Raw genomic sequence first — 21,318 nt, forward strand, 5'->3', positions numbered from 1 at the left:
CGCCACCCCAACGGCAGACCAACCAGGCAGGACAACGTTAAATGGTCAGACTTTACGATAGCCGGAAGCGAATCCTGGTCACCGGGGGGGCCGGCTTCATCGGCTCGCACCTTACCGACAGACTGCTGGAGCAGGGCCACGAGGTCATCTGCGTGGACAACCTGTTCACCGGGACCAAGCGCAACATCGACCACCTGCACAGCCATCCGCGCTTCGAGTTCATCCGGCACGACGTGACCCTGCCGCTCTACGTCGAGGTGGACGAGATCTACAACCTCGCCTGCCCGGCCTCGCCGGTCCACTACCAGCACGACCCGGTGCAGACGCTCAAGACCTCGGTCCATGGCGCGATCAACGTGCTGGGGCTCGCCAAGCGGCTCAAGTGCAAGGTGCTGCAGGCCTCCACCTCCGAAGTCTACGGCGACCCCACGATGCACCCGCAGCGCGAGGAGTACTGGGGCAACGTCAACCCGATCGGGCCGCGCTCCTGCTACGACGAGGGCAAGCGCTGCGCCGAGACGCTGTTCTTCGACTATCACCGACAGCACGGCGTGCAGGTGAAGGTGGCGCGCATCTTCAACACCTACGGGCCGCGCGTGCATCACGCCGACGGGCGCGTGGTGTCGAACTTCATCGTCCAGGCGCTGCGGGGCGACCCGCTGACCATCTATGGCGAAGGCAACCAGACCCGGTCCTTCTGCTACGTCGACGATCTCGTGGACGGGCTGATGCGGCTGATGGCCACGGGGCCGGACGTGACGGGGCCCTTCAACCTCGGGAACCCCGGCGAGTTCACCATCCGCGAGCTCGCGGACAAGGTGCTGGCGCTCACGGGGAGCCGGTCGCCCGTGGTCCGGCGACCGCTTCCGGTCGACGACCCCCGCCAGCGCAAGCCCGACATCTCCCAGGCCCGGATGCGGCTGAACTGGGAGCCCCGGGTGCCGCTGGACGAAGGGCTGGGCTACACGATCGAGTCGCTCCGCGACCGGCTCGGCGAACTGCAGGCGGCGGCCGAATGACGGCGCCGGCCCGCGATCTCATCGCCCTTGGGCGAGGCGAGGCCGCGGGCCGGACCCAGACCGCCTCGCGCGGCGCGTCGGGGGGCCACCTGCCGACCATGCAGGTCGTGGTGCCGGCGCACCAGGCCTCGGGCGAGATCGACTATTGCCTGGCCGCGCTGCTGCGCGCGGGCTTCGCGCGCGAGGAGATCGTCGTGGTGGACGACGGCTCCACCGACCTGACCGGCATCCGCGCCCGCGACTGGGGCATCCGCGTCATCCAGCACGAACGGCCGCAAGGTCCCGCCCGGGCGCGCAACGCGGGCGTCGCAGCCACGCGGGCCGAGATCGTGGTCTTCGTGGATTCGGACGTGCAGGTCCATCCGGGCGTGCGCGAGCGCATCGGGGCCTTCTTCCGCGACCACCCCGGCCACGTCGGCCTGTTCGGCTCCTACGACGACGACCCGCCCGGCCCGGCGGTCAGCCGCTACCGGAACCTCCTGCACCACTACGTCCACCAGACCAGCTCGCCCGAGGCGAGCACCTTCTGGACCGGCTTCGGCGCGGTGCGCCGCGCGGAGTTCCTGGCGGTGGGCGGGCTCGACCCCGCCTGGGCCATCGAGGACGTCGAGCTGGGCCTGCGGCTGACGGCCGAGGGCCAGAGGATCCGGCTCGACCGGGACCTTCTCTGCAAGCACCTCAAGCGGTGGAGCCTGCGCTCCATGTTCATGACCGACTGGAAGGTGCGCGCGGTCCCTTGGGCCCGGCTCCTGGGCGAGGGGCGGGCGGGGATCGGCGACCTCAACCTGTCGACCCGTCACCGCGCGAGCGGGGCGCTGGTGGTCCTGATCCTCCAGGGGCTGCTGATGGGCCTGCTCAATCCGCTCCTGCTGTCGTTCGCGGCCATGTTCTTCCTGGCCTTCGTGGCCATTAATGCCGAATTCCTCCGCTTCCTGCTGGCGCGGGGCGGACCCGTCTTCGCCTTCCGCAGCGTCCTGTACCACATCGTGCACTACGCGGCCGCCGACCTGGGCTATCTCCAGGTGCGGCTCGGCGAGGCCCTGCTGGCGAAGCGGCCGCGCCTCCCGGCCGCCGAGGCGCCTCGCACGGACGACCCGCGCGAGGCCGCCGCCCGCGACCGCCGCCGGCTCGCCTCGGCCTGAACCCCCACGTCCCGACAGTATGGCTCGGCCGCGCCCTCGCGCCCGGTCGGCAGGCCCGGCTTGTTGCCGCTGCGTCATGAAAAAGTCGTAATATTGAGAGGAAGACGCGCAGTTGCCGCAATGCGGCGTCTGATCGTGGACACACTGTGCATGATTCGATGACAGTAAGCGATCTATTGGGTCGGCATGCAGTCGGGTATAAGCCGAAGCTACTGAAATCGCGATAAATGTCTGTTCGGCCTCGCCGGAGTGGATCTTCGCAAGTGCGGCAGGAAATAGGCATAAGGGTGTTCACTTTGCCCTGGTCCATGATATGGTCACACCTATCTCGCAGTGCGGTGAGCGAGACACCGTGATCGGCCGAATGTGCCAAGAGGGTTTGCAATGATGGAACTACTGAAAGCGGCGGGTGTGGCGGCGGCGATCATGGCCGTTCCGGTGGCGGCTTCGGCTGCGACCGTGCGCCTCGATCCCACTGACTCGGGCAGCACCTATGACCTGCTCGCCGACGACTACGGCTTTGCCGAGGTCTTCGGCCTGGGGACGCCGGGTGCCACCCTGACCTACAGCTTCGAGAACACCTCGGACAGGCTGGCGGCTCTGACGATCGTCGGCGGAAGCGTGCTCCAGGTGGGCGCGTCGTTTGCCGACGGCATTTCGTTCATGGTCGGCGACCAGATGTTCGACTACGCCGAAGGCCAGTCCGACACCTTCGGGACCAGCCTGACGGTGGCCGCGGGCGAGACCGTCGATCTCGTGCTGAGCTTCGGCCAGGTGGTCGACAACGCTTCGGTGGCCGGCAAGGGCTCGGCCACCGCGACCTTCACCGTCGAGGCGGCCGTCGTGCCGGTCCCGGCGGCGGGCCTCCTGCTGCTGACCGCCATGGGCGGCCTGGCCCTGGCGCGGCGCCGCAAGTCGGCCTGAGCCTGAACTGACCTGACTTCGAGGGGCCGCCGGACTGGCGGCCCCTTCGCCGTTTCAAGGGGCTGGGCTGCGGCTCATGGCCCTGGCCATGTTCCGCTAACGTTCTTGTATTCGGCTTGGCCCCCCTGCGCGTTTCCGCTATGTAACCTCGTCCCCAACGGAAGGCGCGCGCAGATGCCGGAGCAGAAGTTCATCGAGGTGCGGGGCGCCCGCGAGCACAACCTCAAGAACATCGACGTCAACATTCCTCGGGACGAGCTGGTGGTTATCACCGGCCTCTCGGGCTCGGGCAAGTCCAGCCTCGCCTTCGACACGATCTACGCCGAAGGGCAGCGCCGCTACGTCGAATCGCTGAGCGCCTATGCCCGGCAGTTCCTCGACATGATGGAGAAGCCGGACGTCGATCACATCTCGGGCCTGTCGCCCGCGATCTCCATCGAGCAAAAGACCACGTCGAAGAACCCGCGCTCCACCGTCGGCACGGTGACGGAGATCTACGACTATCTTCGCCTGCTCTTTGCCCGCGCGGGCACGCCCTACAGCCCGGCCACCGGCCTGCCTATTGAGGCACAGCAGGTGCAGGACATGGTGGATCGCGTGATGGCCATGGCCGAGGGGACGCGGGGCTTCCTCCTGGCCCCCTTCGTGCGCGACCGGAAGGGCGAGTACCGCAAGGAGATGCTGGACCTGCGCAAGCAGGGCTTCCAGCGCGTGAAGGTCGACGGCACCTTCTATGAGATCGACGAGGTGCCCGCGCTGGACAAGAAGCTGCGGCACGACATCGACGTGGTCGTGGACCGGATCGTGGTGCGCGCGGGGCTGGAGACGCGGCTCGCCGACTCGTTCCGCACGGCGCTCGACCTCGCGGACGGTATCGCGATCCTGGAGACCGCGCCCCGCGAAGGGGAGGGGGAGCCCGAGCGGATCACCTTCTCCGAGAAGTTCGCCTGCCCGGTTTCGGGCTTCACGATTCCCGAGATCGAGCCGCGGCTGTTCAGCTTCAACGCGCCTTATGGGGCCTGCCCGGTCTGCGACGGGCTCGGGTCGGAGCTGTTCTTCGACGAGCGGCTGGTCGTGCCGGACGTCACGCGCAAGCTGAGCGGGGGGGCCATCGCGCCCTGGGCCAAGTCGAAGTCGCCCTATTCGACCCAAACCATCGAGGCGCTGTCCAAGCACTACGGCTTCGAGAAGGCCGCCCGCTGGAAGGACCTGCCCGAGAAGGCGCGCGAGGTCCTGCTGCGCGGGTCGGGCGAGGAGGAGATCGTCTTCCGCTACGACGAGGGCGGCCGCGTCTATCAGGTGCGCCGCGCCTTCGAGGGCGTGATCCCCAACATGGAGCGGCGCTACAAGGAGACCGATTCGGCCTGGGTGCGCGAAGAGTTCGAGCAGTACCAGAACGAGCGGCCCTGCCAGGCCTGCGGCGGCTTCCGGCTCAAGCCCGAGGCGCTGGCCGTCAGGATTGGCGGCCTGCACGTGGGCGAGGTCGTGCGGATGTCGATCCGGCAGGCCTTCGATTGGGTCCAGACGGTCCCCGGCAGCCTGTCGAACCAGAAGAACGAGATCGCGCGGGCGATCCTTAAGGAGATCCGCGAGCGGCTGGGCTTCCTCAACAACGTGGGCCTCGAATACCTGACGCTGAGCCGCAACGCCGGGACGCTGTCCGGGGGCGAATCGCAGCGCATCCGTCTGGCCTCGCAGATCGGCTCGGGGCTCACGGGCGTGCTCTACGTGCTGGACGAGCCCTCCATCGGCCTGCACCAGCGCGACAACGACCGTCTTCTGCAGACGCTGCGGTCCCTGCGCGACCAGGGCAACACCGTGATCGTCGTGGAGCATGACGAGGATGCGATCCGCACGGCGGACTACGTCTTCGACATCGGCCCCGGCGCGGGCGTGCATGGCGGGCAGGTGGTGGCCCACGGCACGCCGGCCGAGCTGTCCGCGAACCCGGCCTCGGTCACCGGCGATTACCTGTCGGGCCGCCGCGCCATCGACACCCGCGCGGGCCAGCGCCGGCCGGGCAACAAGAAGACGCTGACCGTGGTGAACGCCACGGGCAACAACCTCAAGAACGTCACGGCCGAGTTCCCGCTGGGCAAGTTCGTCTGCGTGACCGGCGTGTCGGGCGGCGGCAAGTCCACGCTGACCATCGAGACGCTCTACAAGAACGCCGCGATGAAGCTGAACGGCGCGCGCGAGACGCCCGCCCCCTGCGACACGATCACGGGGTTCGAGCATCTCGACAAGGTCATCGACATCGACCAGCGGCCCATCGGGCGCACGCCCCGGTCGAACCCGGCGACCTATGTGGGGGCCTTCACGCCCATCCGCGACTGGTTCGCGGGGCTCCCCGAGTCCCAGGCGCGCGGCTACAAGTCGGGCCGCTTCTCCTTCAACGTGAAGGGCGGGCGCTGCGAAGCCTGCCAGGGCGACGGCGTCATCAAGATCGAGATGCACTTCCTCCCCGACGTCTACGTCACCTGCGAGACCTGCAAGGGCAAGCGCTACAACCGCGAGACCTTGGAGGTCCTGCACAAGGGCAAGAGCATCGCCGACGTGCTCGACATGACGGTCGAGGACGCGCAGGAGTTCTTCCGGGCGGTGCCGAGCATCCGCGAGAAGATGGACGCGCTGGTCCGGGTGGGCCTCGGCTACGTCAAGGTCGGGCAGCAGGCGACCACGCTGTCTGGCGGGGAGGCGCAGCGGGTGAAGCTGTCCAAGGAGCTGTCGCGGCGGTCCACGGGCCGCACGCTCTACATCCTCGACGAGCCGACGACGGGGCTGCATTTCGAGGACGTGCGCAAGCTTTTGGAGGTGCTGCACGAGTTGGTGGACCAGGGGAACACCGTGGTGGTGATCGAGCACAACCTCGACGTGGTGAAGACCGCCGACTGGGTGATCGACATCGGCCCCGAAGGCGGCGACGGCGGAGGGCGCATCGTCGCCACCGGCACGCCCGAGGAGGTCGTCGCCAGCCCCGGCAGCCACACAGGCCACTACCTGAAGCCTCTTCTGGAGGCACGTCAGGTCGCGGCCGAGTGAACGGGAGGTGCCAAGCGAGCGCCTCCTTCCGTCGGCAATCCAAAGTGGCATTCGCCGCAATTCCGCTCCTGGGTTGCGGCGAGGTGTCCAAAAGCGGATGGGTTCGCCCCATTCGCACAACGGGCATGGCAAGTCGGACATGAAATGACCTTTTGCCAGCGTCCTCCTGACGGTTTAGCGCAGGGCTTTCGCCTCTGACTGGATCGCTTCAGGAATGCCCGTGTCTCTGCGCCCGTCGCTTGCAAGCTTGGCTCTGGCCTCGTTCATGGGCCTCGTGGCCGCATCCGCTTCGGCCCTGACCTGCTCGCAGTGGGCGGCCAATCATTCGGTCGCAGACGTCACCGGCAAGGTGACGTCGAGCATCGCCTGCGAAGTGGGCTCGGGAGTGAACGACTCGGCCAATCTCGCCAACGCGGACAGGATGTTCGGCTTCGACGACTGGCAGGTCCTGTCGCGCGACAACACCGACGGTGGCCTGGGAACGCCTGACGAGGTGGCGGTGCCGATCTCCATGGCCATCGCCGGGACCGCGCAATCGGGGACCGTCAGCCTCGCCTCGAACATCTGGACCCGGTATTCGAACCTGTTCCTGGTCGTGAAGGGGGGTGGACGGAACTCGAACATCACCGCGTTCGTGGCCTATCTCCTGACGCCCATGACGACGAGCTGGGCTTACGCGACGCCCTACCTGAACGGGCGCAACATGGCCCAGGACATCAGCCACTTCACCGTCTATGGCCGGGTAACGCCGCCTACCAGTCCGGCCACGCCGACGCCGATGCCAACCGGCACAGGCACAACCGGAGGCGGAACGTTCGCCGGGACGACAGGTGAAACGGCGGACAGAGATCAAGGCGTCCCGAGCGATGGCCCCTGGTTCGGCGGATCGGGCGGATGGTCGGGCGATCCGGGCGAGGAGCCGACGCCCGCCCCGGCCGCCGTGCCGGTCCCCTCGGGTGGGCTCCTCCTGGTCTCGGCCTTGGCCGGGCTGGTCATCCGGCGACGCCAGAGAGCCTGACGCGCCGCGAATGCCACGCCCGGCCGCCGGGTCCGGTCAGCGCCGCATCGGGCAGGTCGAGAAGCCCAGCAGCGTATAGACAGGGCAGCTTCCCACGAGTCCCGTCACCAGCGGGACGACCCCGATCAGGAAAAGCCAGCGCCATTCGCTGCCCGGGTTCAGGATGAACGCGAGAAGAAGCGCGATCCCCAGGATCACGCGAAGGACGCGGTCCACCGTGCCGACATTGCTCTTGAACATGGACGTTCCCCTTTTGCCTGGGCCGCGACCGGCGGCCCCGGGTTCAAGGTAAGATGGACGCGGCGCGTGGTCTGTGACTTGGTCACGCGGGCTCGTCGGGTTCGGCCAGGCGCCGCAGCGCGGCCTTGTCGCGCAGGCGCACCTGCCCGCGATCCGTGCTGACCCAGCCCTGCCGCGCAAAGCCGTCGAGCCGTCGCGACACCACTTCTCGCGCCGTGCCGATCCGGGCCGCGAGCGCCGCCTGCGTCGCGCGGACCTCGTCGCCTTCGGCCAGTTCGAGGAGCGCAGCGGCGAGGCGGCTCTCGACCCGCTGGAAGGCCACGCGCTCAAGAAGATGCGTGAGGTCCCGCATCCGACCGGCGAAGGCCGCGAAGACCCAGCCGCGAAAGGCCGGCGTTTCGTCCATCAGGCGCCGGAACAGGCCGCGGGGGATCAGCACCAGCTCGGCCGGCGCCGCGACTACGGCCTCGCCGGCATAAACCTCGTCCCCCAGAAGGCCCAGCGTGGTCTGAACGCAGGTCTGGCCGGGCTCGACGGCATAAAGCCGGATCTCGCGCCCGGTGGGGCCCACAAGGAAGACGTCGATCCGGCCCGACAGCACGACGACGAAGCCCTGCGCCATCTGGCCGGGATGGAAGAGTGCCGCGCCACGGTCGAACCGTGACACGGGCAGCGTCTCCAGTTCCCGCGCGGCCCAGGCCGGCAGATCGCACAGGCCGGCGCGGTGCAGCCAGGCCGGACGGGGCGGTGCAGGGGGCATCCGGTGTCCCAGGGTCATGCTTGGCCCAGAAAAGCCCATCCCCAGCGTCCGCGCAACGGGCGCGCCTCAGGTCGGGCGCGAACCGGGGCAGGTGCCGCTGCCGCAGCCTTTCCCGAGGCCGCCCGTGAGGGGCCTTAAGCATATCGAAACCCTTGGAAGCTACCGTGGGCCAGAGACTTGCATTCTGGATTGGCAGCTTGCCTGTTTGGAACATCATCGCACTCCTCCGTCAGGCTTTGGCCCTGAGCCTTGGCCTCGCACTGTCCGCTGGCGGCGCGGGCGCCTCCTCCTTTGCCTGCCCCGTCACAGTGGCCGAGACGAACGTCGAGCGTCTGGGGAGTGATACGACCATCGCCTTCGGCACCGGCCCCGTGCGGGACTTCGCCTGTTTCGAAGGAAACGACACCAACTCGATCGGGGCCGGTTTCGTCCTGTTCGGCCAGACCGGCTGGCTGCTGGCGGACAAGAGCGACGACGCGGTCTCGGGCGACGGCAAGCTCCGTTTCGAGATGCTGCCGCGCGGCGGGCGCACCAGCGGCACCTTCTCGATCGCGAACCCTCTCGGGCTGCCGGAGGTGGCGGTCACGCTCAAGGCAGGGGCGGGCTTCGCTGCCGCGCTGCTGGACGGTCTTCAGGCGGACGGACGGTCCTTCTCCTGGACCCTGCGCCGGGACCTGTCGCACGCATCGATCTATTACCGGCCCCAGGCGCAGGTTCCACTGCCGCCGGTGCCGCTGCCAGCCGGGGGAGTGCTGCTGCTCTCCGGACTGGTCGGGATCCTGGCGCTGCGATTCGCCCGGTCGGCGCCGCTGTTTCAGGTCCGCGAAAGCGAACGGGCGACCGATGGGCCGCCCGTCGCCTGTCCGTGAAAGTTTGACGGCCCGAAGGCCGGCCCACCCTTACTCCATCTGCTTGAAGTTCAACGCCGCGCCTTCCTTGATGCCCGAAGGCCAGCGCGAGGTGACGGTCTTGGTCCGCGTGTAGAAGCGGAAGCTGTCGGGCCCGTGCTGGTTGAGGTCGCCAAAGGCCGACTTCTTCCAGCCGCCGAAGGTGTGGTAGGCCAGCGGCACCGGGATCGGCACGTTGATCCCGATCATGCCCACGTTGATGCGGGCCGCAAAGTCGCGCGCCGTGTCGCCGTCCCGGGTGAAGATCGCGGTGCCGTTGCCGTATTCGTGGCTCATCGCCAGACCCAGAGCCTCCTCGTAGGTCTTGGCGCGCACGGTCGACAGAACCGGCCCGAAGATCTCCTTGCGGTAGATGTCCATCTCGGGCGTGACGCGGTCAAAGAGGTGCGGCCCCACGAAGAAGCCATTCTCGTAGCCCTGCAGGTTGAAGTTCCGGCCGTCGATTACCAGCTCCGCGCCCTGGTCCACGCCGGACTGGACGAGGTTCAGGATGTTCTGCTTGGCGGCGGCGGTCACGACCGGGCCGTAGTCCACGTCCTTGCCGGCGGTGTAAGGGCCGACCTTGAGCTTCTCGATGCGGGGCACGAGCTTCCCGATCAGGCGGTCCGCGGTCTCCTCGCCCACCGGCACGGCGACCGAAATCGCCATGCAGCGCTCGCCGGCTGCGCCGTAGCCCGCGCCCACCAGCGCATCAGCCGCCTGGTCGAGGTCCGCGTCGGGCATGACGATCATGTGGTTCTTGGCGCCGCCAAAGGCCTGCACGCGCTTTCCGTTCGCGGCCCCCCGCCCATAGATGTACTGCGCGATGGGCGTGGAGCCCACGAAGCCCACGGCTTGGATCAGCGGATGGTCGAGGATGCCGTCCACCGCTTCCTTGTCGCCGTTGACCACCTGGATCACGCCCTTGGGCAGCCCGGCTTCCTCCATCAGCTCCGCGAGCATCAGCGGCACCGAAGGCGCGCGCTCGGAGGGCTTGAGGATGAAGGCGTTGCCGCAGGCAATGGCGGGTGCGAACATCCACATCGGGATCATGGCGGGAAAGTTGAACGGCGTGATGCCCGCGCAGACGCCCAGCGCCTGACGCAGCGAGTACATGTCGATGCCGGGGCCGGCGCCGTCGGTGAACTCGCCCTTCAGGAGATGCGGGGCGCCGATGCAGAACTCGACCACCTCAAGGCCACGCTGGATGTCGCCCACCGCATCGGGCAGCGTCTTGCCGTGTTCACGGCTCAATGCCTCGGCCAACTTGTCCATGTCGCGGTTCAGGAGCGCGACCATCTTCATCATCACCCGCGCGCGGCGCTGCGGGTTCACGGCCGCCCACTTGACCTGGGCTTCGGCTGCAACCTGCACGGCCTGGTCGAGCTCGGCCGCCGAGGCCAGCGGAACGCGGGCCTGCACCTCGCCTGTGGCAGGGTTGAAGACGTCCGCGAAGCGACCCGAGGTGCCCTTCACGTGCGCGCCGTTGATGTAGTGGGTCAGTTCCTGCATGGTGGTCTCCCGAACTCGTTGGCGATCCTATAGCCTTGCGTTTTTCGGGGTAGAAGCATCACAACCCCAAAACCGTCATGCAGGATTGCAGGATGCTTGACTGGGACGACATGCGCGTGTTCCTGGGCGTGGCCCGCGCCCGAAGCCTGTCGGGCGCCGCGCCGGGCCTTCGCATGGACCCTGCCACCGTGGGCCGCCGCATCGGGCGGTTGGAGGAGGCGCTGGGCGCCGCGCTGTTCCTGAAAAGTCCGCAGGGCTATGCGCTGACCGATCTGGGCGCGCGCCTCCAGGCTCGGGCCGAGGAAGCCGAGGAGGCGGTGCGCCTCGCGCTGGAAGAGGGGCAGGGCTCCTCGCAGGGGCTCACGGGGCAGGTGCGGATTGGAGCGCCCGACGGATGCGCGAACTACCTGCTCCCGCAGGTCGCCGCCCGCATCCAGTCGGACAATCCGGGGCTGGAGATCCAGATCCTCGCGCTGCCCCGCGTGGTGAACCTGAGCCGGCGCGAGGCCGACATTGCCATCACCGTGAGCCCGCCCGATGCGGGGCGGCTCACCGTTCAGAAGATCACCGACTACCGGCTGCATCTGGCGCAGCGTCGGGACGCGGCGCCCGTGGCGAGGCTGGAGGACCTGCGGGACCGGCCGCTCGTAGGCTATATCCAGGACATGATCTTCGACCGCGCGCTCGACTACTTGGCCGAGCTGGGGTTGGGGACGGTGCAGCTTGCCTCGAACTCGGTGCCGGTGCAGCTCCGGCTGCTCCAGCAGGGAGGCGTGGGAGTGGTGCACGACTTCGCGCTCCCCTTCGCGCCCGAGTTGCGCCGTGTCCTCGTCGATCAGGTCAGCCTGACGCGAGCCTTCTACCTCGTGCGCCACGACGCCGACCGTCGCAGCGAGCGCATGGCGCGGCTCGCGGCAGCGGTGCTGCGCGGCTTGCGCGAGGAGGTGGCGCGGCTTGAGGCCCTCGCAAGCTTGACAGAGGGTCCGGGCGGCACGACCCTTTCCCGATAGGGCAGCCAAGGGAGGTCCCCATGCTCGTGCGACAGATCCTCAGGTCCAAGGGCAGCGAGGAGGTGCTGATGGTCTGCCCCTCGGCGACTGTGGCCGAGGCGGCGCAGATCCTGTCCTCGCGGCGGATCGGCTGCCTGGTGGTGAGCAGCGACGGCGTCCGGCCCGAGGGCGTCATCTCCGAGCGCGACATCGTGCGAGAGATGGGCGCGCGGGGGCTGGGCTGCTTCCAGGAGCGCGTGGCCGAGCTGATGACCGAGGACGTGGTCACCTGCTCGTGCGACGACCAGGCCGACGACGTGCTGACCCGGATGACCCAGGGCCGCTTCCGCCACCTGCCGGTGATGGATGGGGGCCGCATGATCGGGCTCATCTCCATCGGCGACGTCGTCAAGGCTCGCCTGTCCGAGCTTTCCATGGAAAAGGACGCCCTCGAGGGAATGATCGCGGGGCGTTGATGCGAATCGGACTTTACCCGGGCACCTTCGACCCGGTGACGCTGGGCCACACGGACATCATCCGCCGGGCCTGCACGCTGGTGGACCGCCTCGTGATCGGCGTCGCCATTAACCGGGACAAGGGCCCTCTCTTCCCGCTGGAGGAGCGCGTGGCGCTGCTGAACGGGGAGATCGGGCCCATCGCCGGCGCCACGGGGGCCGAGATCGTCGTCCATCCCTTCGAGAACCTGCTGATCGACTGCGCCCGCGACGTGGGGGCCGGAGTGATCGTGCGGGGGCTTCGGGCGGTGGCGGATTTCGAGTACGAGTTCCAGATGGTCGGCATGAACCGCGCCATGGACGACTCCATCGAGACGGTCTTCCTCATGGCCGAGGCGCGGCACCAGGCCATCGCCTCCAAGCTGGTCAAGGAAATCGCGCGCCTGGGCGGCGACACGTCCAAGTTCGTCTCTCCAGCTGTTCAGGCAGCTCTGCTTCGCCGCCTGGAACGATAAGCCCGGGCAAATGAAAAGGCCGCCCCCAGGGGCGGCCTTGAACGGGCCAGACGGTCGGTCGGCTCAGCCGTAGACGGCCTGATGGGCCAGCCGCTCGACGTCGCCGGGCTGGATGTTCAGGTCGTCGGCCAGATGGGCCGGAATTCCGCGAAGTTCTTGAAGCGTACGACGGTAAGCGGCGCGCTTCCCCATCGCGGAGCGGAGATGCGTGATCAAAGACATGTTCATCCTCGGGCAAACCGGGTGGTCAATCCGCCCGGTGACCCCCATATGGGCGATGCCGCGCTGCGGCACCACCATCGTTTGTTCCTTGGCGCCATGCACGGATTGCATGACTTTTCGGCACTCGTGTCACGATATGGACACAAGCGACAAACAAGGAGCCGTGCCGGCATGCTGGACCGGCCATGGATTGACGGAGGTCCCGACGATGTATCTGCGAGCCGTGATTCTTTGCCTGACCCCCTTCGCGGCCCAGGCGCAGGACCTGTCCGGTTCCGACAGCGTGCCCTTCCTCCCCCTGGCCGAGCAGCCCTTCGTCACGACCCAGCCGCCGGTCGTCACGCTTCCGCCTACGATCTCAGGCCGCCTCACACCCGAGGCCATCGAGGCCGCGACCTATCTGGGCGGCGACCTGCCCGAGGACGCCTCGGCCCTGACAGCCAAGCTGCAGGTCCTGCTCGACCGGGCGGGGATCGGGCCGGGGGTGATCGACGGCGTGAAGGGTGGCATGTCCCGCAGCGCGTTACGCGCCTTCGAGGCGCAGCAGGGCCTGCCGGTGGACGGCGTGCTCGACTTCGAGGTCTGGATGGCGCTGGGCGGCCCGCTCGCGGGGCCCGTGACGCAAAGCTACACGATCACGGAGCAGGATCTCGCCAACATCGTGCCACCTTTGCCCGGTGACTATGCTGAGCTCGCGGAACTGGGCTGGCTCGGTTATCAGCGCGCCTCGGAGATGCTGGCCGAGCGTTTCCACATGGATGAGGAGTTCCTGCGAGACCTCAACGCCGGCGCGTCCTTTGCGCCGGGCGAGACGATCACCGTCGCCGCCACGGGCGACTTCCTGCGAGGCGAGGTCACGCGGATCGAGGTGCGCAAGTCCGAAAGCCGGCTCGCGGCCTTTGACGCCATGGGGCGCATGATCGCCAACTACCCGGTCACCATCGGCTCGACCGACTCGCCCTCGCCCGAAGGGGTGGTCGAGGTCACGGCCATCGCCCACCTGCCGACCTATCACTACAGCCCCGACAATTTCGTGCAGGGCGAGAACCTGAAGCCGCTGACGCTGCCGCCGGGGCCCAACGGGCCGGTGGGCTCGGTCTGGATCGATTTGTCCAAGCCCAGCTACGGCCTGCACGGCACGCCCGAGCCCTCGTCGCTCTTCCGCCGCAACAGCCACGGCTGCGTGCGCCTGTCGAATTGGGACGCCGAGGAGCTGGCGAGCCTCGTGCAGGTCGGCGCGGTCGTCGAGTTCCTGCCCTGACCCCAGAAACGACGGCGGCCCCCGCAGGGGCCGCCCGAAGTCCGCAAAAGGCGAATGGGTTCAGAGGAACTTGGCCATCGCCACGGCGGTGTCGGCCATCCGGTTCGAGAAGCCCCATTCGTTGTCGTACCAGGACAGGATGCGGACCAGAGTGCCGTCCATGACCTTGGTCTGGTCCATGTGGAACACCGAGGAATGCGGGTCGTGGTTGAAATCCGTCGACACCAGCTTCTCCTCGGTGAAGCCGAGGATGCCGCGCAGGTTGCCCTGGGCCGCGCCACGGATCGCCTCGTTGATCTCCTGCACCGAGGTCGCGCGCTTGGCCACGAACTTGAAGTCCACGACCGAGACGTTGGGCGTAGGCACGCGAATCGACACGCCGTCGAGCTTCCCGTTCAGGTCGGGCAGCACCTTGCCCACGGCCTTGGCCGCGCCGGTCGAGGTCGGGATCATCGACAGCGCCGCCGCGCGGGCGCGGTAGAGGTCCTTGTGCATCGTGTCCAGCGTCGGCTGGTCGCCGGTGTAGCTGTGGATCGTGGTCATGAAGCCGTGATGGATGCCGATGGCCTCGTTGAGGACATAGGCCACGGGCGCGAGGCAGTTCGTCGTGCAGGAGGCGTTTGACACCACGTGGTCGTCGGCGGTGAGACTCTCGTGGTTCACGCCGAAGACGATGGTCTTGACCGCCTTGTCGGTCTTCCATTCGTCGCCCGAAACCGGGGCCGATACCAGCACGCGCTTGGAGCCGTTCTGCAGGTGCAGCGCCGCCTTGGGCCCGTCCGTGAAGATACCGGTGCATTCCAGCGCGATGTCGACGTCGCCCCAGGGCAGCTTTGCGGGGTCACGCTCGGCCGAGACGCGGATGGGGCCGCGACCGGCGTCGATGCTGTCCGCCGTGGTCGTCACCGTGCCCGGGAAGCGGCCGTGGACCGAGTCGTAGCGGAGCAGGTGCGCGTTGGTCTCCACAGGCCCCAGGTCGTTGATGGCCACGACCTCGATGTCGGTGCGGCCCGACTCGATGATGGCGCGCAGCACGTTGCGCCCGATGCGGCCGAAGCCGTTGATCCCCACCTTGACCGCCATGCCGGTTCTCCCTCTGCGAGGCGCCTCTTGCGCCGTTGCGCGGCAACATGGCGATTCCGTGAGCGCAGTCAACCGAGCCGTGGCCCGCTGCGCTTCGGGATTTAGGTGAGGCAGGGGAGGATTCTGGCGTGGATGGTCGTTCTCTCGCGCTTTTCGGCGCGCGGCTGCTGGTGGCGCAGCTCTTCCTTTTGGGCTCGGCGCAAAAGTGGTTCAGCCCTGGCGGAGTCGAGGGTCTGCTGGCCGGGCGGGGCTGGCCGGAATGGCTGGTCTGGCCGGCGCTGGGCTTCAACCTGATCGGCGGAGGGCTGCTGGCCCTGGGGGTCGGAACGCGGCCCCTGAGCCTCCTGCTCGCGGCCTACTGCGGCGTCACGAGCCTCTTCCACTACATTCCCGCGGACCCGTGGCAGATGACGATCTTCGTCAAGAACTGGGCCATCGCCGGGGGGTGCCTCGCTCTGGCAGCCAGCGGGTCGGGGCGCTGGGCGCTCCGACCCGACTGAGCGTCAGAGACGCGCGAGCGCCTGCTGGACCACGTTGCCGGCGGTGATGCCGAACTTCTCGTAAAGCACCTCGGCCGGGGCCGAGGCGCCGAAGCTGGACATTCCGACGAAGCCCGCCTTGGCCTCGCGCCCGCCGTCGCCCAGGAGCCAGCGGTCCCAGGGCTGGCGCACGCCGGCCTCGATGGCGATCCGCACCGCGCCGGGGGCTAGGACGCGGCGGCGCAGCTTCTCGTCGGCTTGGGAGAACAGCTCCATGGACGGGATCGACACGACGCGCGTGCCCACGCCCTGCGCCTCGAGTTGCGCGCGCGCGGCCACCGCGATCTCGACCTCGGAGCCCGTGGCCATCAGCACGACCTGCCGCTTGCCCGTGGCCTCGGCCAGCACATAGGCGCCCTGCGCGGAGAGGTTCCTGTTCGTGTGCTCGGTCCGCACAGGCTTCAGGTTCTGCCGCGACAGCGCCAGCACCGAGGGGCCGGGCAGGGTCAGCGCCAGCTCCCAGGCCTCGGCCGTCTCGACCGTGTCGGCGGGGCGGAAGACGCGCAGGTTGGGCGTGGCGCGCAGCATGGCCAGATGCTCGACCGGCTGGTGCGTGGGGCCGTCCTCACCCAGGCCGATGGAGTCGTGGGTGAAGACATAGACCACCCGCGCGCCCATCAGCGCCGAAAGCCGCACCGAGGGGCGGCAATAATCGGCGAAGCACATGAAGGTGCCGCCATAGGGCAGCACGCCCCCGTGCAGCGCCATGCCGTTCATCGCGGCGGCCATGCCGTGCTCGCGGATGCCGTAGTGGATGTAGCGGCCCTTGCGGTTCTCGGGCCCGAAGATGCCGAGGTCCTTGGTGAGGGTGTTGTTCGATCCCGTCAGGTCCGCCGAGCCCCCCAGCGTTTCGGGCATCACGGCGTTGACCGCCTCCAGCACGATCTCGGAGGACTTGCGGGTGGCGACCGCCTTGCCTCCGATCGCGGCCTTCTTCACGTCGCGGATCGCGCCCGCGAGCTTGCGCGGGGGCTCGCCCTCGGCCACGCGGCGGAACTCGTTCTGACGGGCGGCGGGCAGGGCGGCGAGGCGGGCTTCCCACTCGGCCCGCGCCTGCGCGCCGCGTTGGCCCATGGCTTCCCAGCGGGCCTTGATGTCGGCGGGGATGTCGAAGGCGCCATGCTCCCAGCCATAGACCTCGCGCGTGTCGGCGATCAGCTTGGCGTCGGTCAGCGCGCCGTGGCCCTTGGCGGTGTCCTGCGCCGCCGAGCCCAGCGCGATGTGGGTCTTGCAGGCGATCATCGAGGGGCGCGGATCGGCCTTGGCCGCGGTAAGGGCGGCGTCGATGGCGGCCGGGTCATGGCCGTCGATGGCCTGCACGTGCCAGCCCGAAGCCGCGAAGCGCGCCCCCTGGTCGGTGGCGTCGGCGATGGACACCTTGCCATCGATGGTGATCCCGTTGTCGTCGAACAGCACGATCAGCCGCGACAACTGCTGCCGCCCGGCGAGCGCGATCGCCTCCTGGCTCACCCCTTCCATCAGGCAGCCGTCCCCGGCGATGACGTAGGTGTGGTGGTCCATCACCTTGGCTCCGAAGCGGGCGCGCAGCGCCTCCTCGGCGATGGCGAAGCCCACGGAGTTGGCGATGCCCTGGCCCAGCGGGCCGGTGGTCGTCTCCACACCCGCGGTGTGGTGCACCTCCGGATGGCCGGGGGTGCGCGAGTCCCACTGACGAAAGTTCTTCACCTGCTCCAGCGTCATGTCCGGATAGCCGGTGAGGTAGAGGAGCGAGTAGAGCAGCATCGACCCGTGCCCGGCCGACAGGACGAAGCGGTCGCGGTCGGGCCAGAAGGGTGCCTTGGGGTCGAAGCGGAGGTGCTTGTCGAACAGCACCGTGGCCACGTCGGCCATGCCCATGGGCATCCCCGAATGGCCCGAGTTCGCCGCCGCCACGGCGTCCAGCGTCAGGGTGCGGATCGCGGCCGCCAGCCGCCAGTGCTCGAAATGGGCGTTTCGCAGGCTCGCGATGTCCATGCTGTGTCTCTCCTCCAGGGGCGGGGCCTTAATGGGCGACGTGAGGGCCAAGATCAAGCGCGGCCTCCAAGTCCTTCGGGGTAAAGGAACTCGCGCGATTGCGGCCCGCGCGGGATTCCCCTAGGCTGAGGCCCGAACGCGCGCAGGCGACGACGGCCCCGGACCGGGCGCTGGACGAAGCCCAAGGACGAGGCGAGGGACGCATGAACGAGCAGGCCGATCTGGGGGACCTTCTGGAGGCGCGACGGCGCATCGTCGCCGCCTTCGAGGGGATCGCGGGCGGCGCCGAGGCGCTGGCGGCCCGCGCCGCCCTGGCCGCCGACAACGAGCGGCTGCGCGGCGAGATCGAGGAGGAGCGCGTCGCCAACGCCCAGCTTCGCGAACGGGTGCGCGCCCTGCGCGAGCGAGAGACCCAGCGCCTCTCCCTCGAGGAGGAGGTCGAGCGTCTGCGTGCCCAGGTGCAGGCGCTGCGCGCCGCGCAGGAGGCCGAGCGGGCCGAGGTCGACGCCGTGCTCTCCGAGCTCATCCCCTTGGTCGAGGAGGCGCAATGATGCCGCAGGTCGAGATCTCCGTCGGCGGGCGCAGCTTCGAGGTCGCCTGCCAGCCCGGCGAGGAGCCCTTCCTCCACTCGGCCGCGCAGATGCTGGACACCGAGGCCTCGGCCCTGTCCGAGCAGATCGGGCGCATGCCCGAGGCGCGGATGCTGCTGATGGCGGGGCTTCTGCTCGCCGACAAGACCCTGGGCCTGGAGGAGCGCCTGCGCGAGGCCGAGGCCAAGGTCGCGCAACTGGAGGCGCGCATCGCCGCCGGTCCCCCCCGGATCGAGGTGCCCGTCGAGGTTCCCGTCGAGGTGCGCATCGAGGTGCCAGTCATCCCCGCCGAGGTGCGCCGGATGTTCACGGAGATCGCCGATGAGGCCGAGGGCCTGGCCCATGCCGTGACCCAGCTCTTGCCCGAGCCTCCCACCCCGGCGGCCTGAGCCCGTTCAGGGCCCGATCAGCCGCGCGAGGTCGAGGGCCAGGTCCACGAAGCGCTCCATCCGGTCGGCGCGCTGGACGGGGTGGCGAAGGCGAAGCCGCATTCCCTCGGGCGAAAGCACCAGTATTGGCACCCCCCGAGGCCCCTTGGCCACGGGCGTCCAAGCCTGAAGGGCGCGAGCGAGGTCCTGAAGGTCGAGCCGACGGGCGAGGGGCCCCTCGGCGAAGACGGTCACGCCCTCCGGGGCCTCTTGCTGCGGCAGCGTCGCCGCTAGCCGCGCGAGGTCCCGGCCCAAAAGGTCGCGCAGGGCCTGCTCGTGCCGGAGCCGCCCCGGTGTGCCCTCGATCGGGTCGGAGCCGGCAGAGGGCGCCTCCACCAGGTGGTCCAGCCGCGCGGCCACCAGGACCAGCGTGCCCTCGGCCCAGCGCGGCTCGTCGGATTCGTAGTCGGTCACCGGCCCACGCTCGGGCCCGGCGCCGGGGCGCACCTCCAGCACCCAGGGATGGCCGCCGCGCGGCACCAGCCGCAGCGTCCCGGCCCGCCCCAGCGTCGTGCCGGTGACGGTCAGCGCCCATCCGCGCCGCGCGGCCATCGCCTGCAACGCGTCGCGCCGCGCAGCGTCGACCTGGACGCGCCAGTACTGCACGGCCCCGCCCAGCGCGCCCACGAAGGCCAGAGACAGGATGACGTTCAGGAGAAGCGACATGGCTCCGATCCAGCCGGGCCCCGCCACCCGGCCGCAAGCCGGCCGGCGCCGCGCGGCGGAGGCGAGGGTCGGTGTCGCAAATGGTCCGTCCTGTCCGCTGTGGCAGCAGTCCGGATCAGCTAACCACGCCCTTGCGGGCACCGCCTAGAAAAAGGGCGGCCCGCCGTCGCGGACCGCCCCGAACTGTTGCAGATAGGCCAAGCCGTTGGCGCCCCGACGTCAGGCGTTGGCGGCGCGGATCTCCTCGGCTTTGGCCTTGTCGTAGGTCACGCCCTTCTGGTCGAAGAGCGCGTCGAGCTCGCCCGACAGGGTCATCTCGGTGACGATGTCGCAGCCGCCCACGAACTCGCCCTTGACGTAGAGCTGCGGGATGGTCGGCCAGTCGGAGAAGTCCTTGATCCCCTGCCGGACCTCGGGGTCCGAGAGCACGTTCACGTCCTGGTAGTCGACGCCCATGTAGTTCAGCACCCCCGCCACGCGCGAGGAGAAGCCGCATTGCGGCATGGCCTTGGTGCCCTTCATGAAGAGCACGACGTCGTTCTTGGTGATGGTGTCGCGGATCTGATCCTGCGCGGTGGTCGCGGTGGTCATGGGAGAATCCTCAATCGGGAGCCTTGGTGGTCAGGGCGAGGGCATGCAGCTCCCCGTTCGGACCGTCCATGCGGCCCTTGAGCGCGGCATACACGGCGCGCTGCTGCTGGACGCGGTTCATGCCACGGAAGCTTTCGTCGACCACCTCGGCGGCGTAATGGTTGCCGTCCCCCGCGAGGTCGGTGATCGCGATGCGGGCCTTGGGAAAGGCCGCGCGGATCAGGTTCTCTATATCCTGGGCTTGCATGGCCATGGGTCGTGTCCTCGCGTTGCAGGTTCAATCTAGGAGGGCGGGACCGGCCCCGCAAGGCGGGGTCAGGGCTCGGCGAAGTGCTTGGAGAGCTTGAGACCCTGGCCCTGGTAGTTGGAGGCGATGCCCGCTCCGTAGAGCGCGTCGGGCACCGCCGTCATCCGCTCGTAGAGGAGCCGGCCCACCACCTGCCCGTGCTCCAGCGCGAAGGGTGCCTCGTGGCAGCGGACCTCCAGCACCCCGCGCGAGCCCGCGCCGTGGTCCCCGTGACCGAAGCCCGGATCGAAGAAGCCCGCGTAGTGGACCCGGAACTCGCCCACCATGGCGAGATACGGCGCCATCTCAGCGGCATGGTTCGGCGGGATCGTCACCGCCTCGCGGCTCATCAGGATGTAGAAGGCGCCGGGATCGAGGATGATGCGCCCCTCCTCGGCATGGATCTCCTCCCAGAAGGCGCGGGGGGCGTAGTGCCCGAGCCGGTCGAGGTCGATCACCCCTGCGTGGGGCTTGGCGCGCCAGCCCACGCGGCCGGACCCAGCGAGGTCCACCGAGAACCCGAGCCCGTCGTCGATCACGCCCTCGGCGCCCTGCACGAGGGGCACGCGGGCGTGCAGCGCGCGCAGGTCACCGTCCGAGAGCCGGGCCTCGCCCTCGCGCAATCGAAGCTGGTTGAGCCGCATCCCCGGCCGCACCAGCACGCTGAAGGAGCGCGGGCAGATCTCGGCCCAGAGCGGCCCTTGGTAGCCGGGCGGGATGCGGTCGAACTCCACGCCGCCGTCGCAGATCGTCCGCGTGAGGAGGTCGAGCCGCCCGGTCGAAGACTTGGCGTTCGCCGCTCCGTCCAGCTCCGGAGGCAGGGCCAACCGCTCCATCAAGGGGACGAGGTAGACGCAGCCCTTCTCCAGCACCGCGCCGGGGGCGAGGTCGAAGCGGTGCATCTCGAAATCCGGAAGCCGCTCCTCCACCGTCCGGCCGCGCCCGGCCAGGAACGAGGCCCGTACCCGCACGGCGAAAGATCCCAGCCGCAGGTCGACGGACGCCGGCTGGACCTGCCCCTGTCCAAGGGCAGGCTCGGCCGCGATGACATCTTCGGCGATCAGCGCGCGCAGGCGCTGGCTTGGCAGCACGCCCACGCGGCCCTCCCTTGCTGGCAGGGTCGACGTCGCGGACCGCAGGCCCATCTGTCAAGGGGATGGGCGCCCGAGGTACCG

At 68.9% G+C, this 21,318-nt stretch carries 23 protein-coding genes; 13 read left to right on the plus strand and 10 right to left on the minus strand.

Annotation, left to right across the window (positions count from 1 at the left end; all coding sequences use genetic code 11):
- Positions 1-41: 41 nt before the first annotated feature.
- From FHG71_RS11630 to FHG71_RS11650, 5 genes are all read left to right on the plus strand, one after another.
- On the plus strand, positions 42-1,019 hold the full coding sequence (locus tag FHG71_RS11630) for a UDP-glucuronic acid decarboxylase family protein (RefSeq protein WP_139081851.1): 978 nt from the start codon (positions 42-44) through the stop codon (positions 1,017-1,019).
- Entirely contained in the window at positions 1,016-2,161 is a 1,146-nt protein-coding gene (locus FHG71_RS11635) for a glycosyltransferase family 2 protein (RefSeq protein WP_139081852.1), read from the plus strand. The genes FHG71_RS11630 and FHG71_RS11635 overlap by 4 nt, the downstream gene beginning before the upstream one ends.
- Positions 2,162-2,545: 384 nt before the next feature.
- A complete protein-coding gene (locus FHG71_RS11640; protein WP_139081853.1) occupies positions 2,546-3,085 on the plus strand; it encodes a VPLPA-CTERM sorting domain-containing protein in 540 nt (179 codons plus the stop codon).
- 174 nt (positions 3,086-3,259) lie between these two features.
- Positions 3,260-6,127, plus strand: coding sequence for an excinuclease ABC subunit UvrA (gene uvrA / locus FHG71_RS11645; RefSeq protein WP_139081854.1), 2,868 nt, complete (start codon positions 3,260-3,262; stop codon positions 6,125-6,127).
- Positions 6,128-6,347: 220 nt separating this feature from the next.
- Entirely contained in the window at positions 6,348-7,145 is a 798-nt protein-coding gene (locus FHG71_RS11650) for a hypothetical protein (RefSeq protein ID WP_139081855.1), read from the plus strand.
- Positions 7,146-7,181: 36 nt separating this feature from the next.
- Here FHG71_RS11650 and FHG71_RS11655 read toward each other — a convergent pair whose 3' ends face one another.
- On the minus strand, positions 7,182-7,385 hold the full coding sequence (locus FHG71_RS11655) for a YgaP family membrane protein (RefSeq protein WP_139081856.1): 204 nt from the start codon (positions 7,383-7,385) through the stop codon (positions 7,182-7,184).
- A gap of 82 nt (positions 7,386-7,467) precedes the next feature.
- Positions 7,468-8,145: a Crp/Fnr family transcriptional regulator gene (locus tag FHG71_RS11660; RefSeq protein WP_139081857.1), complete on the minus strand. Its 678-nt coding sequence runs from the start codon at positions 8,143-8,145 to the stop codon at positions 7,468-7,470.
- 308 nt (positions 8,146-8,453) lie between these two features.
- Here FHG71_RS11660 and FHG71_RS11665 point away from each other — a divergent pair, with 308 nt between their 5' ends.
- Complete coding sequence (locus FHG71_RS11665) at positions 8,454-9,014, plus strand: hypothetical protein (protein ID WP_139081858.1); 561 nt, start codon at positions 8,454-8,456, stop codon at positions 9,012-9,014.
- 30 nt (positions 9,015-9,044) lie between these two features.
- On the opposite strand, the gene FHG71_RS11670 is transcribed toward FHG71_RS11665, so the two are convergent.
- On the minus strand, positions 9,045-10,544 hold the full coding sequence (locus FHG71_RS11670) for a CoA-acylating methylmalonate-semialdehyde dehydrogenase (RefSeq protein WP_139081859.1): 1,500 nt from the start codon (positions 10,542-10,544) through the stop codon (positions 9,045-9,047).
- Positions 10,545-10,636: 92 nt separating this feature from the next.
- On the opposite strand from FHG71_RS11670, the gene FHG71_RS11675 reads away from it, so the two are divergent.
- Genes FHG71_RS11675 through coaD form a run of 3 tightly spaced genes read left to right on the plus strand, consistent with a single transcriptional unit; the run spans position 10,637 to position 12,503 of the window.
- Entirely contained in the window at positions 10,637-11,554 is a 918-nt protein-coding gene (locus tag FHG71_RS11675) for a LysR family transcriptional regulator (protein WP_139081860.1), read from the plus strand.
- A gap of 20 nt (positions 11,555-11,574) precedes the next feature.
- Positions 11,575-12,009: a CBS domain-containing protein gene (locus FHG71_RS11680; protein WP_139081861.1), complete on the plus strand. Its 435-nt coding sequence runs from the start codon at positions 11,575-11,577 to the stop codon at positions 12,007-12,009.
- Positions 12,009-12,503, plus strand: coding sequence for a pantetheine-phosphate adenylyltransferase (gene coaD / locus FHG71_RS11685; RefSeq protein WP_139081862.1), 495 nt, complete (start codon positions 12,009-12,011; stop codon positions 12,501-12,503). Before FHG71_RS11680 ends, coaD begins: the two co-directional genes overlap by 1 nt.
- 63 nt (positions 12,504-12,566) lie before the next feature.
- Here coaD and FHG71_RS11690 read toward each other — a convergent pair whose 3' ends face one another.
- Positions 12,567-12,836, minus strand: a complete 270-nt coding sequence (locus FHG71_RS11690) for a hypothetical protein (protein WP_139081863.1) — start codon at positions 12,834-12,836, stop codon at positions 12,567-12,569.
- Positions 12,837-12,933: 97 nt separating this feature from the next.
- Between FHG71_RS11690 and FHG71_RS11695 the strand changes: the two genes are divergently transcribed.
- Entirely contained in the window at positions 12,934-13,986 is a 1,053-nt protein-coding gene (locus FHG71_RS11695) for a L,D-transpeptidase family protein (protein WP_139081864.1), read from the plus strand.
- 60 nt (positions 13,987-14,046) lie between these two features.
- Here the strand turns inward: FHG71_RS11695 and gap are convergent, their stop codons facing one another.
- Positions 14,047-15,069 (minus strand): type I glyceraldehyde-3-phosphate dehydrogenase, encoded by a 1,023-nt coding sequence (gene gap / locus FHG71_RS11700; RefSeq protein ID WP_139081865.1) that lies wholly within the window; start codon positions 15,067-15,069, stop codon positions 14,047-14,049.
- Between the two features lie 128 nt (positions 15,070-15,197).
- Here gap and FHG71_RS11705 point away from each other — a divergent pair, with 128 nt between their 5' ends.
- Complete coding sequence (locus FHG71_RS11705; protein ID WP_139081866.1) at positions 15,198-15,569, plus strand: DoxX family protein; 372 nt, start codon at positions 15,198-15,200, stop codon at positions 15,567-15,569.
- 3 nt (positions 15,570-15,572) lie between these two features.
- Here FHG71_RS11705 and tkt read toward each other — a convergent pair whose 3' ends face one another.
- On the minus strand, positions 15,573-17,582 hold the full coding sequence (gene tkt, locus FHG71_RS11710) for a transketolase (RefSeq protein ID WP_139081867.1): 2,010 nt from the start codon (positions 17,580-17,582) through the stop codon (positions 15,573-15,575).
- A 203-nt stretch (positions 17,583-17,785) separates the two neighbouring features.
- On the opposite strand from tkt, the gene FHG71_RS11715 reads away from it, so the two are divergent.
- Both FHG71_RS11715 and FHG71_RS11720 read left to right on the plus strand, forming a co-directional pair.
- Complete coding sequence (locus FHG71_RS11715) at positions 17,786-18,133, plus strand: hypothetical protein (protein WP_139081868.1); 348 nt, start codon at positions 17,786-17,788, stop codon at positions 18,131-18,133.
- On the plus strand, positions 18,133-18,561 hold the full coding sequence (locus FHG71_RS11720) for a cell division protein ZapA (RefSeq protein ID WP_139081869.1): 429 nt from the start codon (positions 18,133-18,135) through the stop codon (positions 18,559-18,561). The genes FHG71_RS11715 and FHG71_RS11720 overlap by 1 nt, the downstream gene beginning before the upstream one ends.
- A gap of 6 nt (positions 18,562-18,567) precedes the next feature.
- Here FHG71_RS11720 and FHG71_RS11725 read toward each other — a convergent pair whose 3' ends face one another.
- From FHG71_RS11725 to FHG71_RS11740, 4 genes are all read right to left on the minus strand, one after another.
- The gene (locus FHG71_RS11725) at positions 18,568-19,266 is read right to left on the minus strand and encodes a hypothetical protein (RefSeq protein ID WP_139081870.1); all 699 of its coding nucleotides are present in this window, start codon (positions 19,264-19,266) and stop codon (positions 18,568-18,570) included.
- A gap of 219 nt (positions 19,267-19,485) precedes the next feature.
- Positions 19,486-19,857, minus strand: a complete 372-nt coding sequence (gene grxD, locus FHG71_RS11730) for a Grx4 family monothiol glutaredoxin (protein WP_139081871.1) — start codon at positions 19,855-19,857, stop codon at positions 19,486-19,488.
- A 10-nt stretch (positions 19,858-19,867) separates the two neighbouring features.
- Positions 19,868-20,110, minus strand: coding sequence for a BolA/IbaG family iron-sulfur metabolism protein (locus FHG71_RS11735; protein ID WP_139081872.1), 243 nt, complete (start codon positions 20,108-20,110; stop codon positions 19,868-19,870).
- 62 nt (positions 20,111-20,172) lie between these two features.
- Positions 20,173-21,240, minus strand: coding sequence for a 2'-deoxycytidine 5'-triphosphate deaminase (locus FHG71_RS11740; protein ID WP_246045434.1), 1,068 nt, complete (start codon positions 21,238-21,240; stop codon positions 20,173-20,175).
- Between the last annotated feature and the right edge of the window lie 78 nt (positions 21,241-21,318).

Source organism: Rubellimicrobium roseum (genome assembly GCF_006152145.1).
In the GTDB taxonomy this organism is placed as follows: Bacteria; Pseudomonadota; Alphaproteobacteria; order Rhodobacterales; family Rhodobacteraceae; genus Rubellimicrobium; species Rubellimicrobium roseum.

Coding starts and splice junctions, on each gene's coding strand:
- FHG71_RS11630 (WP_139081851.1), top strand. CDS start 42: ATGGTCAGACTTTACGATAGCCGGAAGCGAATCCTGGTCACCGGGGGG.
- FHG71_RS11635 (WP_139081852.1), top strand. CDS start 1,016: ATGACGGCGCCGGCCCGCGATCTCATCGCCCTTGGGCGAGGCGAGGCC.
- FHG71_RS11640 (WP_139081853.1), top strand. CDS start 2,546: ATGATGGAACTACTGAAAGCGGCGGGTGTGGCGGCGGCGATCATGGCC.
- uvrA (WP_139081854.1), top strand. CDS start 3,260: ATGCCGGAGCAGAAGTTCATCGAGGTGCGGGGCGCCCGCGAGCACAAC.
- FHG71_RS11655 (WP_139081856.1), bottom strand. CDS start 7,385: ATGTTCAAGAGCAATGTCGGCACGGTGGACCGCGTCCTTCGCGTGATC.
- FHG71_RS11660 (WP_139081857.1), bottom strand. CDS start 8,145: ATGCCCCCTGCACCGCCCCGTCCGGCCTGGCTGCACCGCGCCGGCCTG.
- FHG71_RS11670 (WP_139081859.1), bottom strand. CDS start 10,544: ATGCAGGAACTGACCCACTACATCAACGGCGCGCACGTGAAGGGCACC.
- FHG71_RS11675 (WP_139081860.1), top strand. CDS start 10,637: ATGCTTGACTGGGACGACATGCGCGTGTTCCTGGGCGTGGCCCGCGCC.
- FHG71_RS11680 (WP_139081861.1), top strand. CDS start 11,575: ATGCTCGTGCGACAGATCCTCAGGTCCAAGGGCAGCGAGGAGGTGCTG.
- coaD (WP_139081862.1), top strand. CDS start 12,009: ATGCGAATCGGACTTTACCCGGGCACCTTCGACCCGGTGACGCTGGGC.
- FHG71_RS11690 (WP_139081863.1), bottom strand. CDS start 12,836: ATGCAATCCGTGCATGGCGCCAAGGAACAAACGATGGTGGTGCCGCAG.
- FHG71_RS11695 (WP_139081864.1), top strand. CDS start 12,934: ATGTATCTGCGAGCCGTGATTCTTTGCCTGACCCCCTTCGCGGCCCAG.
- gap (WP_139081865.1), bottom strand. CDS start 15,069: ATGGCGGTCAAGGTGGGGATCAACGGCTTCGGCCGCATCGGGCGCAAC.
- tkt (WP_139081867.1), bottom strand. CDS start 17,582: ATGGACATCGCGAGCCTGCGAAACGCCCATTTCGAGCACTGGCGGCTG.
- FHG71_RS11715 (WP_139081868.1), top strand. CDS start 17,786: ATGAACGAGCAGGCCGATCTGGGGGACCTTCTGGAGGCGCGACGGCGC.
- FHG71_RS11720 (WP_139081869.1), top strand. CDS start 18,133: ATGCCGCAGGTCGAGATCTCCGTCGGCGGGCGCAGCTTCGAGGTCGCC.
- FHG71_RS11725 (WP_139081870.1), bottom strand. CDS start 19,266: ATGTCGCTTCTCCTGAACGTCATCCTGTCTCTGGCCTTCGTGGGCGCG.
- grxD (WP_139081871.1), bottom strand. CDS start 19,857: ATGACCACCGCGACCACCGCGCAGGATCAGATCCGCGACACCATCACC.
- FHG71_RS11735 (WP_139081872.1), bottom strand. CDS start 20,110: ATGGCCATGCAAGCCCAGGATATAGAGAACCTGATCCGCGCGGCCTTT.